We start from the raw sequence: 15,197 nt of genomic DNA, 5'->3' as shown, positions 1-15,197 counted from the left end.
ACACGATGGGAATCAACATGCGGCCCAGGAGGGCACTGGCACTCGCTGCCACGAGTGCGCTCGGGGTGGGCCTGCTGGCCGGTGCGGGGACGTCGTCCCCGGCCGAAGCCGCGCCCGCCCAGATCACCCTGCAGTACAGCTGCACCTATCCGCTGATCGGTGCTCAGGACCTCAGCGTCGCGATCACGGTGGGCATCCCGGACCACGCCCAGGTCGGCGTGCCGATGCCTCCGTTCGACGTCAAGGCGATCAGCACGGTGAGCGCCAACACCACCTCGGGCCTGTCGCTCATCGGGGCCAAGACGATCGAGGGGAAGGCCATCTCGCACGTCAGCGTGACCGCCCCGCAGGTCGACCTTCCTGACGTGCAGGTTCCGGCCTCGGTAGCGAAGGCGGCGGTCCCGTCGTCGGGTGCGTTCGACCTCGTCGCGACCGGCCAGACCCCGTCCCTGACGTTCCCCCAGGCCGGCACCGGCACCATCAAGATCGGTGCGCTCGACCTGAACATGACGGCCCGGAACACCGCCGGTGACCCGATCGCGCTGCCGGGCGGCAAGCCGGACGGGTCCTTCGACGCGCCGTGCTCGCTCAAGCCCGGGCAGAACACCGAGCTCGCGACCTTCTCGATCGTGGCCGACCCGGGTCCGGTCAACAAGGCGCCGACCGCCACCGATGTCGCGGCGACCGCGACGACGGCCACGGCCGTCCAGGTCCAACTCAAGGGTCAGGACGCCGACGGCGACCCGCTCACCTACACGGTCAGCACTCCTGCGCACGGCACGGCGACGGTCTCGGGAGCGACCGCCACCTACAAGTCCGCTGCTGGCTATGCCGGAGCGGACTCGTTCACCTACACGGTGTCCGACGGCAAGGCCACCGCGGCCGCGACGGTCAACGTGACGGTCAACAGCACGCCGCCGGCCAACCAGGCCCCGAAGGCCGACCCGGTCACCGCGACCACCACGAAGGACACCGCCGTCCAGGTCCCGCTCAAGGGCAGCGACCCCGACGGCGACGCGCTCACCTACACCGTGACCGCACCCGCGCACGGCACCGCGACCGTGACCGGCTCGACGGCGTCCTACAAGCCGGTGACCGGCTACACCGGCAGCGACTCCTTCACCTACAAGGTCGCCGACGGCAAGGGCGGCACGGCCTCCAACACGGTGAGCGTGACCGTCAACCCGGGCACCTCGAGCGGCATCAACTACAAGTTCAAGCTCGCCGGCTCGTCGCTGATCAAGGCGGCCAACGGCACGGTCCCGCTCAACGGCTCGATCGCCGCGGTGTTCGACCTCGCCACGAGCAAGTTCGAGGGTGACCTCGCGATCGACGACACCACCGGGAACTTCACGATCCTGGGTCTCATGCCGGCCACGACGAAGATCGCCTTCCAGAAGGTGGGCAAGACCAAGGGCCTCATCTCCCGCGGCCACCTGGTCTCCGTGTCGTCGATGTACGTCGTGCTCAAGTCGGTGTCGGTCCTGGGCTTCCAGGTCGGAGGTGGCCCCAACTGCAAGACGGTCACGCCCGCCAAGATCCGCCTCGAGTCGAAGGCCGATCCGTTCAACCCGCTCATGGGCGGCCCGATCACCGGCACCTACACGCTGCCCGCACTCAACGACAAGTGCGGCCTGCTCGGTGGGCTGATCAGCACCCTGATGTCGGGTCCCGACAACTCCGTCACTGCCAACCTCACGCCCAGCAGCTGACGGAGTAGGCCTCGATCCTGGCTGGGGCGGGATCGATGCCGCACCGGCGGTCGCGTCGCTTCCCCACGGCGGCGCGACCGCTGAGGTGTCACCCGAGAGGACGAGGAGACCTCATGGTCAAGATGGACAGGATGCGACGTGTCGCAATCGCACCGATGCTGCTGGCACTGCCGGCGACCGTACTCGGGCTGGCCGGGTGCGACGACGGAGACGCTTTCGTGGCCGAGCTGGCCGACGTCCCGGCGCTCGCTCCGCAGGTGGAGTGGGCCGACCGAATGTGCGCCGCCGTCGTTCAGACGTCACCACCCCTGACGCCGCCGAAGACCGACCAGAGCGACGTCGGCGCGACCCTGCAGACCCTCGTGGACATGTTCGACACGATGGCGGGCCTGCTCGACGAGCAGCACGCCAAGCTGCACACCGTCGGCCGTCCGCCCGAGGGCAGCGACCGCGCGTTCCGTACGGCGATGCGTCACCTCGCGGAGGCGCACGGCCTGGCGCGCCGGGTCGAGCGGTCGCTGTCGCGATCGGCCGCCGCGTCCCCCGACGACCTCCAGGAGGCGCTCGGGCAGATCGGCGCTCTGTGGGGTCCCGGCGCCGACTACCCCGGGTTCGTGCTCGACCTCGTCGGCCTGGACCGCGACCTGCTGCCCGCCATCGCCCAGGCGCCGACGTGCGCCAACCTCGGGGTGTCGTGATGGCACGGATCCTCGGCACCCTGGCCGGGCTGGCACTCGTGATCGGGCTCGGTGCTTCGGGGGCGCGCGGCGACGAGGGGCTGCCGACGCCGCCGGACGGGCGCATCGGCGGCTCGGTCGGGTCGAGCGGCGAGGGCGAGATCGCCGTCGCCCAGCAGCAGTTCCGCCTGCCGCGGATGGCGTTGTGGGCCTCGGTCGGCACGGCCGACGACGGCTCGGACCCGCCCCACGTGCACGCCGAGATCTACATCATGTCGCCGACCGGCAGCCGCCATCGCTACGGCGACGGGCCGGAGTTCGGCGTACGCACGCTGGCCTTCGGCCTGATCCCGGCCGAGGCGACCGTCCAGATCGTCCAGGTCCGCGACGGCGCGTATCCGGAGCCCTGGATCGTCGGCGGCGGCCCGGTGCTGAGCGAGGGTGACCACGTCCTGACCGGTCGTGCCGAGCTCCGGATCTCCGGACTCGCGCTCGACGGTCAGCAGGTCCGTGACCTCACGGGCGTGTGCCGGGCCCCGGTCGACCTGCGCCTCGAGGCCGGGCCCGGCTACCTGCCCTACGGCGGCGGCGAGATGACCGGGGCGATCGACGTCCCCGCGTTCCACGGCTGCGGCAACAGGTACCTCGACCGGCTCGTCACCTCGATGGTGTCCGGTCCCGACAACGAGCTGACGGTCCGGCAGGGAGCGATCTCGATCGGCAAGCCCTGGCCTGACAGTGCGCCGGGGTGACAAGAGCCAGTCACGGTTCGGTAACGCGGCGCCACCGGGCAACGGCGCGCGTTGCCCGGCGGGCCGCACGGAGTCAGTCTCCCGGCAGGGAGAAGCAAGTCGCATCGCAACGGGGGAGGGGCAACGTGGGCGCAAGCATGCACGAGAGCCCGGTGCTCGGCGGCGTCCGCAACGTCGGTTCGGCGTACGCCCTGGCCCTCGACGTCGTCCGGCTGTTGTTCACCCGCCGGCCGCAGTGGCGCGAGACGCTCGAGCAGTTCTGGTTCGTCGCGAGCGTCTCGATCCTCCCGGCTGCGCTGGTTGCGATCCCCTTCGGAGCAGTGATCGCCCTGCAGCTCGGCACCCTCACCGTGCAGATCGGTGCGCAGTCGTTCACGGGCGCGGCGAGCGTGCTCGCGGTGATCCAGCAGGCCTCGCCGATCGTGACCTGCCTGGCGATCGCCGGCGCGGGTGGTGCGGCGATCAGTGCCGACCTCGGAGCGCGCACGATCCGTGAGGAGGTCGACGCGATGAAGGTCCTCGGGATCGATCCGGTCGAGCGGCTCGTGGTGCCCCGGGTCGTCGCCGCCATGGGCGTGGCCGCCCTCCTCAACGGGCTGGTGTCGGTGGTCGGGGTGACGGGCGGCTACGTCTTCAACGTCGTCGTCCAAGGTGGCAGCCCGGGGGCCTACCTGAGCAGCTTCACCGCGCTCGCGCAGATCTCCGACCTCGCGGTCGGCGAGATCAAGGCGCTCGCCTTCGGCTTCCTGGCCGGCGTCGTGGCCGCTCACTGCGGGCTCAACCCGACGCCCGGACCGAAGGGCGTGGGCGACGCCGTCAACAAGGCCGTGGTCGTCACCTTCCTGTTGCTGTTCTTCGTCAACTTCGTCATCACCGCGCTCTACCTCCAGATCATCCCGGCGAAGGGGGCCTGACGTGCGTGCTCTCCTCGTCCGCCCGGTGGACGCGATCGTCGGCCTCGGCGCCGAGCTCCGCTTCCACCTCCGCGCCCTCGCGTGGGTGCCGGGCGCACTGCGTCGCTACCCGAAGGACGTGCTGAGGGTCCTGGCCGACGTGACCTTCGGCAACGGTGCACTCGCCGTCCTCGGCGGAACCATCGGCGTCATGGTCGGCATGAGCCTGTTCACCGGCACGGTGGTCGGCATGCAGGGCTACGCAGCCCTCGACCAGATCGGCACCTCGGTGCTCAACGGGTTCCTGTCGGCCTACTTCAACACCCGCGAGATCGCGCCGCTGGTCGCGAGCCTCGCCCTGTCGGCGACCGTCGGGTCGGGCTTCACCGCCCAGCTCGGCGCGATGCGGATCTCCGAGGAGATCGACGCCCTCGAGGTGATGGCGGTCCGCAGCGTCCCCTACCTGGTCACCTGCCGGATCATCGCCGGGTTCGTCGCGGTGATCCCGCTCTACGTGATCGGGTTGCTGACGTCCTACCTCGGCTCACGGGCGATCACCGTCTACTTCTACGGGCAGTCGGCCGGCACCTACGACCACTACTTCGGGCTGTTCCTGCCCCCGATCGACATCCTGCTGTCCTTCGTGAAGGTGCTCGTCTTCGCGGTGATCGTCATCATGATCCACTGCTACTACGGCTTCCACGCGACCGGCGGACCGGCGGGCGTGGGCAACGCGGTCGGACAGGCCGTACGACGCACGATCGTCACCGTCGCCGTCCTCGACTTCTTCTTGTCGCTCGCCCTGTGGGGCACGACGACGACCGTGCGGATCGCCGGATGAGGCGGCGGATCGACCTCGCCCTCGGCCTCCTCCACATCGGGCTCGGCGTGCTCGTGCTGGCCGGCTCGATCGCGGTCTACCAGAAGGTGTTCACCGACCAGGTGCGCGTGACCGTCGAGACGAGTGACGTCGGCAACGCCCTTCGTCCGGGGTCGGAGGTGAAGTACCTCGGCGTGCCGGTCGGCGTCATCGACGAGATCCGGCCCGAGGGCGACGGTGCGATCCTCGTGCTCGCGCTCGACGCCGACCGGGCGCGGACGATCCCTCGCGCTGCCGTGGTGCGGATGGTGCCGGAGACGCTGTTCGGCGAGCGCGCGGTGAGCATCGTGCAGGCCGACGCCGGTGGTGAGACAGGCCTGCGTGATGGTGACGAGCTCCACCAGGACGCTTCCGACGAGGCCCTCGGAGTCGAGCAGGTCTTCGACTCGCTGCTGCCGGTGCTGACCGCGGTGCAGCCCGCCGAGCTCAACGCGGCACTGACCGAGCTCGCCACCGCCCTGCGGGGGCAGGGCGCCGTGCTCGGGGACGCGATGGAGGAGTGGGGCGCCTACCTCGAGCGCCTCAACCCGGAAGTCCCCGCCTTGACTCGCGACCTCGACCATCTCGGGGAGGTTGCGCGCACCTACGCCGATGCGGCGCCGGACCTGCTCGCCGCGATGGACGACCTGAGTGCCGTCAGTCGCATCGTCGTGGACCGGAAGGCCGAGCTGGCGGACCTGCTCGGGTCGGTCACCGCGGCCTCCTCGACCACGTCGGGCTGGCTCGAGCCCGAGGTCGGCACCGTCGTCGGGCTCGCCGCGCAGAGCCGCGCGGTGCTCGAGATCCTCGAGCACTACGCGCCGAGCTTCCCGTGCCTGGGCAAGGCACTGGCTGACCTGATCCCGCGCACCGACGCGGCTCTGGGCGCCGGGACAGACGAGCCAGGCTTGCACGTCGAGCTCGCGATCGTGCCGGCTCGGGCCGCCTACCGACCGGGCGACCGACCGCACCTGGTGGCGGGCGCCCCGGCGCGGTGTCCCGGCGCCAGTGGCAGCACCGACCCTCGGCTCTCGGGCCTACCGGCCTGGACGCCTCTCGTCGTCGGCCCGCTCACCACTCCGGCTGGTGCCCGATGAGAGGGCGTCGCGGGCTCCCGGTCGCCGCCCTCTGGAAGAGCACGGTCTTCGTGGTGACCACGACCCTGGCCACGGCGGTGCTCGCCTTCACGATCCTCAACGGCAGCTCGACACCGGGGACGTCGTACCGGGCGGTCTTCAGCGAGGCCCCGAGCCTCAACCCTGGCGATGACGTGCGCATCTCGGGCGTGCGCGTCGGCCAGGTCACCGGAGTGGAGATCGTCGACCACCGCCTGGCACAGGTGACCTTCACGGTCGACGAGGAGGTCGAGCTCCGGTCCGACGTCGAGGCGGAGATCCGCTTCCGCAACCTGATCGGGCAGCGCTACCTGGCGCTGGTCCAGGGCTCGGCGGCCGAGGGGCTCGGGGCCGGGGCGACGATCCCGCTCGACCGGACGCGGCCGGCGCTCGACCTCACGCTGCTCTTCAACGGCTTCCAGCCGCTCTTCCGGCTGCTGTCGCCGGAGGACGTCAACGACCTGTCGCTCCAGGTGATCCAGGTGCTGCAGGGCGACGGCTCCACGGTCGCGGGGCTGATCCGGCACACGGCTGGCCTGGTCTCGACGCTTGCCGATCGCAGCGACGTCATCGGCGAGGTGATCACCCAACTGTCGCGCGTGGTCGGGACCGTCGACAGCCGCAGCGACGACCTGCGGACCTTCGTGACGTCGCTCCAGCGGCTCGTCTCCGGCTTTGCCGGCGACCGGGAGAGCATCGGTGAGGCGGTCGACTCAATGGGGCGGGTCGCCGACGGTCTTGGTGAGCTGCTCGCGGGCAGCCGGGTGCCGATCAGGCGCACCGTGCGCGGCCTCGACGAGCTGGCCGGCAACCTCGTGGACTCCGAGGACGACCTCGACCGGATCTTCGCCCACCTCCCGCGCAAGCTCGAGGCGATCGGCCGCACGGCGAGCTATGGATCGTGGATCAACTTCTACCTCTGCGCCGTCGGCGGCGAGATCCCGGACGTCGAGGGCTACTCAGGTGGCAAGGGCGCGTCGTCCGCCGTCGAGAGGTGCGGGCGATGAAGGCCTTCAGTGAGCGCAACCCGGCCTGGATCGCGGTGATCGGCACGGTCGTCTTGATGGCCGGCTGCCTGACCGCCTTCTTCTCCTCCTCGCTGCCGGTGATCGGGAGCGGGACTTCCTACGAGGCGCGCTTCACCGAGGCTGCGGGCCTCGCCGAGTCCAACGAGGTTCGGATCGCCGGGGTGAAGGTCGGGAAGGTCACCGGCGTCCGGCTCGACGGCACCGAGGTCGTCGTCGCCTTCAGCGTCAAGGACGCCTGGCTCGGCAACCGGACGACGGCCGCCATCAAGATCAAGACCCTGCTGGGTCAGAAGTACCTCGCGCTGGATCCGGCCGGTGACCACGAGCTCGACCCGGCCGACCCGATCCCGGTCGAGCGCACCACCGTCCCGTTCGACATCGCCGAGGCGACGAGCGGGCTCGCCACCCACCTGGAGGAGATCGATGTCGACCAGCTGGCGACGAGCTTCCGTGCGATGAGTGCGGCGTTCGAGGACTCCCCGGCCGACGTACGGGCGATGCTCGACGGGCTCTCCGGACTGGCGACCACGATCTCCGGTCGCGACACCGAGCTCGCGACGCTCCTGCGAGGCATGCGGGGAGTGTCGGGCACCCTGGCCGATCTCGACGGCGAGGTCGGCGACCTCCTCACCGACGGCGACCTGCTCCTGGCCGAGCTCGACGGCCGTCGCGAGGCGATGCGCCGGCTGCTGCGCGGCACCGACAAGCTCGCGCGCCAGGTGGTCGCCGTGATCGGTGACAACGACGACGCACTGGCGCCGGCGCTCGCCAAACTCGACCGGGTGTCCCGGATCCTCCAGCGCAACGGCGGTCACATCGACGAGGCGCTGCGGCTGCTCGGTCCCTACTACACACTGCTCACCGACGCGACCGGCTCGGGTCCGTGGGTCGACGGCTATCTCTGCGGGTTGTTCACGGAGGTCGATGGCGTCCCGCGGCCCCAGCTCGATCCCCGGCAGCCGCGGAACTGCCACCCCGAAGCCGGCGGTGGCCGATGAGCCGCGTGGCAGCCGTGCGTGGCCGGGCCGCCGTCTTGGTGATCGCGGTCGCCGTCGTGGCCGGCCTCCTGGTCGCGCTGCGTGCGACCACCCACGAGGAGCCGGTGCGCGTCACGGCCGAGTTCGAGAGCACGGTCGGTCTCTACGCCGGGTCCGACGTCCGCGTGCTCGGGGTCAAGGTCGGCAAGGTCGCCGGCGTGCACCCCGATGGTGACCTGGTGGAGGTCGACCTCGAGGTCGACCCCGACATCGCGATCGGTGCGTCGACCGCCGCGGTTATCGTCGCGCCGACCCTCGTCAGCGATCGTTACGTCCAGCTCTCCGAACCATGGACCTCAGGTCCGCGGCTCGAGTCCGGCGCGACGATCCCGGTCGAGCGCACCGCCGTGCCCGTCGAGGTCGACCAGCTTTACGAGAGCCTCGACCAGGTCGTGTCCCTGCTCGGCCCCGAGGGCGCCAACCAGGACGGCGCGTTGGCCGAGCTCATCGCGGTCGCCGCCGACAACCTGGGCGGCAACGGTCGTCGCGTGCGTCAGGTGCTCGCCGACCTCGGCCAGGCGGCCGGCACCCTGTCGGACTCGGGTGACGACACCTTCGCCACCGTGAAGAACATCGACCGGCTCGCGCGCACGCTGCTCGCCAACGACGGCCACGTCTCCGACGTCGACCAGCAGTTGGCGCGGGTCACCCGCGTCCTCGCGACGGATCGTCAGGCGATGCGCGCTGGGCTGCGCAACCTGGCCGCCGCCCTCGGCCTGGTCGAGCGGTTCATCGAGGACAACCACGACCACATCGACACCTCCGTGAAGGAGCTGCGCCAGACCGCGCGGCTCCTCGTGCAGCGGCGGCGCTCGCTCGCCCAGCTGCTGGCCGTCGCCCCGGTGACCGTGCAGAACCTGCTGCGCTCCTACGACAGCGCGGGCCACCGGCTGGTCGGTCGTGGCAATCCCAACGACGTCACGATCTGGGACCCGCTGGGCGGTGGGCGATGACGCGCCGCGGACGTGGCGTGCGCCGTACTGCTCTCGTGGTGGTCGGCGTGGCTCTGGCGGCGTCGGTCGCCGGGTGCGACCTCACCGGCGGCGCCTACGACCTGCCGTTGCCGGGCGGCGTCGATGTCGGGGATCGTCCGATGACGATCACGGCGGAGTTCGACGACGTCCTCGACCTGGTGCCGCACTCGAGCGTGAAGGTCGACCACGTCGACGTCGGCCAGGTGGCGGAGATCGAGCTCGCGCCCGACGGGCACGGTGCGGTCGTCACGATGGAGGTCCGCGGTGATCTCGGCCTGCCGGCCGACAGTGCCGCGCGGGTCCAGCAGACGAGCCTGCTGGGGGAGAAGTACGTCGCGCTCGAGCCGGGCACCAGCAAAGAGTCGCTCGTCGATGGGGACCGCATCGAGCAGCTCGACACGTCGCGTGCCGTCGGCGCCGAGGAGGTGCTCGGTGCTCTCTCGGCGTTGCTCAACGGCGGCGGGATCGCGCAGTTCGAGACGATCTCGCGCGAGCTCGAAGCGGTGGGTGGCGGACGGACCGGCGAGGTCCGGGCGTTCTTGGCGCAGACCGGCGACCTCATGGCCCGGCTCGACCGGCGTCGCGGGTCGATCACCGATGCCATCGACGGGCTGCACGCGCTCAGTGCCGCGCTCGACGGCAACCGGACCCAGATCGAGCGGGCCCTCACCGACCTCACCCCGGGGATCGAGGCACTGTCGGATCAGCGCGGCGCGATGGTCGAGATGCTCGATGCCCTCGACCGACTCAGCGGTGTCACCCTCGACGTGCTCGACCGCGCAGGCGACGACATCGCCGCCGACCTGGAGGCGATCGCGCCCGTGCTCGATCAGCTCGGCCGCACCGGGCGCGACCTGCCGCGCTCGCTCGAGGTGCTCCTGACGTTCCCGTTCACCGACGCGGTGCTCGATGCGGTGCGCGGCGACTACCTCAACCTCTACGTCACCCTCGACCTGAGGAGCGGCGGGTTCCTCGCCCAGCCCGACGACCACTGGCCCTACGAGACCGAGGCGACGCCGGTGCCGCTCCTGTTCGGGAAGGCGCCCCGATGATCAGCGTCCGGTTGCGACTCCAGATCCTCGCCTTCGCCGTGATCGCCGCCGTCGGCATCAGCTACGTGGGTGCGCGCTACGTCGGCGTACCCCGGCTGCTCGGCCTCTCCGGCTACCACGTCACCGTGGAGATGCCGAGGGCCGGCGGCCTCTTCGTCAACGCCGAGGTCACCTACCGCGGTGTGCCGATCGGGCGAGTGGAGGAGATGACGGCGGCACCCGACGGCGTACGCGCGGTCGTCGTGGTGACCTCCGACGTCGAGATCCCGCGCGACGTCGATGCCTGGGTGCGGAACCGGTCGGCGATCGGTGAGCAGTACCTCGACCTCCGCCCCGCCCACGCCGGCGGCCCGATGCTCGCCGACGGCGACCGGACCGCCGTCGCCGACGACCAGCTGCCGATCCCGCTCGACGGTCTGATGAGCGATCTCGTCGCCTTCGACGAGTCGGTGCCGATCGGTGACCTGCGTCGTGTCGTCCGGGAGATCTCCACCGCGACGCAGGGCACCGGCGACGACCTGCGGACACTGCTCGAAGCGTCGTCCTCCCTGGTCGACCAGGCCGTGGACGGCTTCCCGGCGACCTCGTCCCTGATCGATGCCAGCGAGACCGTGCTGCGCACCCAGGCGCGGCGCTCCGACGACATCCGCGCGTTCAGCGCCGACCTCCGGCTGGTCGCCGACGTGCTCGCCGATGCCGAGGGCGACATCGGCGACCTGATCAGCAGGGGACCCGGAGCAGCGCGCGAGCTCGGCCGCCTCGTCACCGATGTCGGCACTCCGCTCGCCGGGCTGTTCGACGAGCTCTTGTCGCTCAACGGAGTGCTGGCGAGCAGGCGCACCGAGCTCGCCGACGTCCTCGGACATGCTCCGCAGGTGGTTGATGCCTACTCGTCGGCGCTCCACGACGGCTTCCTCAGCATGGGTCTGATCGCCAACGTCACCGATCCGGTGCCGTGCACGAACGGCTATGCGGCCACGCGTCGCCACGACGGCCTGCAGACCACCGACGGTCCGCTGCGCACGGACGTGCGCTGTCGCAGCCGGCTGGTGCGGGGCTCCGGCAGCGCGCCCCACGACGAGGGGTGGGGTCGATGACGGTCGAGGCCGTCACGGTCCGCCGGGTGGCAACGGTCGGCGCGGACGTCGGCCTACGACGGTGGCGTCGCGCGACGGTCCTGGCTGCGGTGCTGGCGCTGCTCGCGGGGACCGCGCTGATGTGGGCGACGGCGCGTCCCGAGCCCGACGGGGCGGCCGCCACGATCGCCACCGCTCGCGACCAGGCGTTGATCGACGGCAGTGCGGCGGTCGAGACCCTGCACACCCTCGACCACCGCGACGTCGCCGACGGCCTCGACTCGTGGGCGGCCGTCACCGCCGGTGAGCTGCACGACCAGGTCGCCGCGATCGATCGCAAACGCGCCGCCGCGCTGGCGGACGTCGGTGCCGTGTCCACCGCTCGGGTGGTCGAGGCAGCAATCGTCGACCTCGACACCGACGCCGGGACGGCCGAGCTGATCGCATTCGTCGAGGTAACCGTCGTGCCGCGGTCGGGGCCGGACACGGTCGAGCGCTCGCCGTACTCCGTCGCGCTGCGTCGGGACGGCGGCCACTGGAAGGTCACCGCCCTCACCCCGATGGAGATCGAGCAGTGACGCCGACACGACGGCCCCGTGCCGCGACAGCCGTCCTGCTGGTGGCGGCCGTCGCAGCCGTCGTCGCGATCGGGGTCGTCACCCGGTCCGCTGCGCCGCCCGCCCCTGTCGGCGCGAATCTGGCGCTCGTCGATGCCGCTGCGACGGCCGAGGTCGTCGACGCGGTGGATGCCGGCCTTGCCGAGATCCTGGTCTACGACTACCGCCACCCTCACCGCGCCGAGCGTGCTGCGGACTCTTTCCTCACCGGCGATGCGTCGCAGCAGTATCACCGGGTCTACGACGCCCTGGCGGCCGCCGGCCCCCAGCAGAAGCTGATCCATCACTCGACCGTGACGCGGATCGGGGTGCAGCGCCTCTCCCGCACGAGCGCCGACCTCCTGGTGTTCCTCGAGCAGGAGACCGTCCGCACCACCGACGGGTCGACCAACCAGGCGCCTGCCCAGATCCTGGTGGGCGCCGTGCGCACCGACGGTGCGTGGCTGGTCGACTCGATCGAGCTCCTCTGACCCCGAGGCCAGGCCCAGCGTCGCGCAGTCAGTTCAGTAGTTCGGCGATCCGTTCGGCCGCGCGTCGGGCGCCGTCGGTCTCGACCGGGCGGTAGGTCACGTCGCGCCCGATCTGCTCAGCGATCGCCTCGGCGATCGACTCGGGTGTGGATTCGTCGTAGTCCATGCGGCAGCCGGCGCCGTAGCGGTCGAGCCGGTGGCTCACGTGGAAGTTCTGCTCGAAGTGGTGCCGGAGCGGGAAGTAGAGGAACGGGCGCCCGACGGCAGTGAGTTCCATCGACGTGGTCAGTCCGCCTTGGACGACAGCCAGGTCACACGCGGCGAGGTGCCGATAGAGGTCCGCGACGTAGGCGTGCACCTCGAGACCGGGCGTGTCGGGCAGGGCGGACAGGTCGACCCGCGGGCCGGCGACGACGACCATGCGGAGCTCGGGGACCAGCTTCTTGGCAGCGGGGAAGGCCTCCATCACCTTGCGCAGCAGGTGTCCTCCGACACCCGACCCGCCGACCGTGACCAGGCAGACCCGTTCGTCGGGTCGATAGCCGAGGTCGTGCCGGAGTCGCTCGCGGTCCTTGAGGTCGGACTGGTCGAACCCCGTGATGTAGCCGGAGAAGTCGAAGTGCTGCTCGGTCCACTCGCGAATGCCGGGGAGTCCGGCGCCGAGGCCGCCCGGCACGACGTCGTCGGGGTTGCCGACGAAGATCGAACGGTCGCGGATCTGCGGCTGGTTGGCGATGTGCTCGACCATCTCGGCGTTGTAGTCGGTGGTGAGGTAGGCCTCGCGCTCGCCGCCCTCGGGCATCGGCAGGAAACCCACGAAGTCGGTGAGCCAGGCGAAAGGCGCCCGTTTGAGGGACGGGTTCTCGTGCAGGTGGTAGTCGAGCTCCCAGGCCTCGTCGCCGATCCAGAGGTCGTAGCGCTCCTCGCGGACGACGTCGTCGAAGACCATGAAGTTGGCCATCAGGATCTCGTCCATCCGCCGGATCGCCTGGAAGGCGTGCAGGTCGTGCTCGGCGGACTCGGCCTCGATGTGACCCGACTCGCTCGCCAAGAAGGCGCTCGCGGGGTGGAGCCGCTCGCCCTCGGTCGCCAGCACGCGGGTCACCGGGTCCTGGGCGAGCCAGTCGACCTGGAGGTCGGGAACCAGGCGCCGGAGCTCTTGGGCGATGGCCACGTCGCGGCGTGCGTGCCCGAGGCCGATGGGGGAGCTGATGAAGAGGGCGCGGGGACGGCCGCTCGACCGCTTGCCGGTGGTGCCCGGTCGGAACGTGGGGTCCATGAACTCGCGGATCGCGTGGTTGACGAGGACGGGATGACGCCCGTGCGGCTCGTGGTCCCCGCCATCGATCGTGACGAGTTGGCCGCCGGTCACGCGGACCAGTTCCTTCGCGTCAGCGTGGGGCGTGATCTTGTCCTTGGTGCCGCTGATCACGAGCACGGGACACTGCACCTTCTCGGCGAGCGCGGTCTGGTCGCGACGCGTCATCGGAACCGCGTTGTCGGCGACCGAGGAGAGGACGAGGCTCTCGGGATCCCCCTCAAGCGCCCAGCCGACGACGTCGTCGAAGGCCTTCGTCGAGTGGGCTTCGGCGGTCGCGGTCGCCGCGAACCACTCGACGAACGCGCGGTAGTTGGTGCGGACGTGCACAGCGTTGAAAGCGAGGAAGCCGCGGGTGCTGATCGGCTTGCGGAAGAAGAGCGGCGCCAGTCGGGGGTTCGACATGAGCCGCCACTTGAAGGAGGCGACGGTGCGGCTGATCGCGAAGAACGGGCCGATGAAGATCAGCCCCAGCACGCGATCGGGGTGCTCGGCGGCCAGCAGCAGGGAGCGCTGGGTGCCGCGGGACAGGCCGACCACGAAGGCCTGCTCCGTGCCGGTCGCGTCGAGCACGTCGAGGGCGTCTTGGGCGAACTCCTTCTCGGCGTAGGCCTCCCGGGTCCGCGGTCGGTCGCTGCGGCCGTTGCCGCGAGGGTCGAACACGATGACCCGGAAGTGGCGGGCGAGGTAGGCGATCTGCAGCTTCCAGACCCGCGAGTGGATGAGGGTCCACGTGGGGCAGAACAGGATGGTCGGATCGCCGTCGCCGTAGACCTCGTAGAAGACCTTGACCCCGTCGCGTTCGATGTAGCCCTCGGAGTCGGGGTAGCGCGCGCGGGTCTGCTCCTGCTGCGTCATGACAGTGTCCAGATGATCTCGAGCGGGAAAGCGGGGAAGCCGTCGATCTCCCCGAAGTCGGCCCGGAGTGCGGGGACCTGGGTCCGGTAGGCGGAGACCGCGTGCAGCTTGCGTTCCCGTTCCACGGCGTCGAGGCGGTGGACCAGCGGTCGCGCTCGGGTCAGACCAACCTCGCGGAGCCTGCTGTCCCAGTGCGCCGCCACCTCGCGTGCCGTGTCGGTGTTGGTCCCTTCGACCCAGGCCGGCCATCCCCGTCGTACGGCGTGGGGGTGGTCGGCGTAGAGGCGCACGGGCTGGCCGGAGGCTGCGAGCTCGAGGGCTGCGCGTCGTACCCGCTCGTGGTCGGCGTGCTCCCCGAGCGCAGCGGGTGCGTAGACGACCACGCCGGGGGCGATCAGCTGGCGCAAACGGGCGACGATCCGGCCGACCGACTGGCCGACGGGTTCGTACTGCTCGTCCAGGAAGTCGAGGTGGATCGAGGAGCGGCCGACGACCGCGATCGCCTCGGCGTCCTCCGCGCGACGCTCCTCCATCCGTGCCGCTGAGTCGGTCGCTCCGGACTCCCGGTCCCACCACGACGCCCCCGAACCCGGCGGCGGGGAACCGGCGAAGACGTTGATCACCCGGACGTCGCCCGGCCCGCTCAGGACGTGCCAGCACGACAGCACGGCATCGTCCAGGTGGGGGGACAGGATCACTGCCGGCGGGTGGGACATGTTCGGAGAGTAGGTCCGTATCGACGGCGGCTTCCATGTATTC

General features: G+C 70.7%; 15 protein-coding genes. 13 read left to right on the top strand and 2 right to left on the bottom strand.

What is annotated here, in order from left to right; genetic code table 11:
* The first annotated feature begins 17 nt into the window (after positions 1-17).
* From F0U44_RS12995 to F0U44_RS12935, 13 genes are all read left to right on the top strand, one after another.
* Complete coding sequence (locus F0U44_RS12995; RefSeq protein ID WP_188113466.1) at positions 18-1,712, top strand: Ig-like domain-containing protein; 1,695 nt, start codon at positions 18-20, stop codon at positions 1,710-1,712.
* Between the two features lie 131 nt (positions 1,713-1,843).
* On the top strand, positions 1,844-2,410 hold the full coding sequence (locus tag F0U44_RS12990) for a hypothetical protein (protein WP_149728684.1): 567 nt from the start codon (positions 1,844-1,846) through the stop codon (positions 2,408-2,410).
* Entirely contained in the window at positions 2,410-3,141 is a 732-nt protein-coding gene (locus tag F0U44_RS12985) for a hypothetical protein (protein ID WP_149728683.1), read from the top strand. Before F0U44_RS12990 ends, F0U44_RS12985 begins: the two co-directional genes overlap by 1 nt.
* A gap of 137 nt (positions 3,142-3,278) precedes the next feature.
* On the top strand, positions 3,279-4,055 hold the full coding sequence (locus F0U44_RS12980; RefSeq protein WP_149729042.1) for an MlaE family ABC transporter permease: 777 nt from the start codon (positions 3,279-3,281) through the stop codon (positions 4,053-4,055).
* Between the two features lies 1 nt (position 4,056).
* Positions 4,057-4,875 carry an MlaE family ABC transporter permease gene (locus F0U44_RS12975; protein ID WP_149728682.1) on the top strand — a complete coding sequence of 273 codons (819 nt, stop codon included), beginning with the start codon at positions 4,057-4,059 and terminating at the stop codon, positions 4,873-4,875.
* Positions 4,872-5,990: an MCE family protein gene (locus tag F0U44_RS12970; RefSeq protein WP_149728681.1), complete on the top strand. Its 1,119-nt coding sequence runs from the start codon at positions 4,872-4,874 to the stop codon at positions 5,988-5,990. The genes F0U44_RS12975 and F0U44_RS12970 overlap by 4 nt, the downstream gene beginning before the upstream one ends.
* Positions 5,987-7,015 carry an MCE family protein gene (locus F0U44_RS12965; RefSeq protein ID WP_149728680.1) on the top strand — a complete coding sequence of 343 codons (1,029 nt, stop codon included), beginning with the start codon at positions 5,987-5,989 and terminating at the stop codon, positions 7,013-7,015. Before F0U44_RS12970 ends, F0U44_RS12965 begins: the two co-directional genes overlap by 4 nt.
* Positions 7,012-8,034 carry an MCE family protein gene (locus F0U44_RS12960; RefSeq protein WP_149728679.1) on the top strand — a complete coding sequence of 341 codons (1,023 nt, stop codon included), beginning with the start codon at positions 7,012-7,014 and terminating at the stop codon, positions 8,032-8,034. Before F0U44_RS12965 ends, F0U44_RS12960 begins: the two co-directional genes overlap by 4 nt.
* Positions 8,035-8,039: 5 nt before the next feature.
* On the top strand, positions 8,040-9,026 hold the full coding sequence (locus tag F0U44_RS12955) for an MCE family protein (protein ID WP_223163670.1): 987 nt from the start codon (positions 8,040-8,042) through the stop codon (positions 9,024-9,026).
* On the top strand, positions 9,023-10,099 hold the full coding sequence (locus F0U44_RS12950) for an MCE family protein (RefSeq protein ID WP_149728677.1): 1,077 nt from the start codon (positions 9,023-9,025) through the stop codon (positions 10,097-10,099). The genes F0U44_RS12955 and F0U44_RS12950 overlap by 4 nt, the downstream gene beginning before the upstream one ends.
* Positions 10,096-11,196 (top strand): MCE family protein, encoded by a 1,101-nt coding sequence (locus tag F0U44_RS12945; RefSeq protein ID WP_149728676.1) that lies wholly within the window; start codon positions 10,096-10,098, stop codon positions 11,194-11,196. Before F0U44_RS12950 ends, F0U44_RS12945 begins: the two co-directional genes overlap by 4 nt.
* Complete coding sequence (locus F0U44_RS23025; RefSeq protein WP_188113465.1) at positions 11,193-11,753, top strand: hypothetical protein; 561 nt, start codon at positions 11,193-11,195, stop codon at positions 11,751-11,753. The genes F0U44_RS12945 and F0U44_RS23025 overlap by 4 nt, the downstream gene beginning before the upstream one ends.
* The gene (locus F0U44_RS12935; RefSeq protein WP_149728674.1) at positions 11,750-12,262 is read left to right on the top strand and encodes a hypothetical protein; all 513 of its coding nucleotides are present in this window, start codon (positions 11,750-11,752) and stop codon (positions 12,260-12,262) included. The genes F0U44_RS23025 and F0U44_RS12935 overlap by 4 nt, the downstream gene beginning before the upstream one ends.
* Before the next feature lie 28 nt (positions 12,263-12,290).
* On the opposite strand, the gene F0U44_RS12930 is transcribed toward F0U44_RS12935, so the two are convergent.
* The gene (locus tag F0U44_RS12930; protein ID WP_149728673.1) at positions 12,291-14,438 is read right to left on the bottom strand and encodes an alpha/beta hydrolase; all 2,148 of its coding nucleotides are present in this window, start codon (positions 14,436-14,438) and stop codon (positions 12,291-12,293) included.
* Complete coding sequence (locus F0U44_RS12925) at positions 14,435-15,154, bottom strand: PIG-L deacetylase family protein (protein ID WP_149728672.1); 720 nt, start codon at positions 15,152-15,154, stop codon at positions 14,435-14,437. Before F0U44_RS12925 ends, F0U44_RS12930 begins: the two co-directional genes overlap by 4 nt.
* Positions 15,155-15,197: the final 43 nt, after the last annotated feature.

Source organism: Nocardioides humilatus (assembly GCF_008373755.1).
In the GTDB taxonomy this organism is placed as follows: domain Bacteria; phylum Actinomycetota; class Actinomycetes; order Propionibacteriales; family Nocardioidaceae; genus Nocardioides; species Nocardioides humilatus.
The sequence above is the reverse complement of the archived record's forward strand: the minus strand, read 5'-3'. Positions and strand labels throughout refer to the sequence as shown.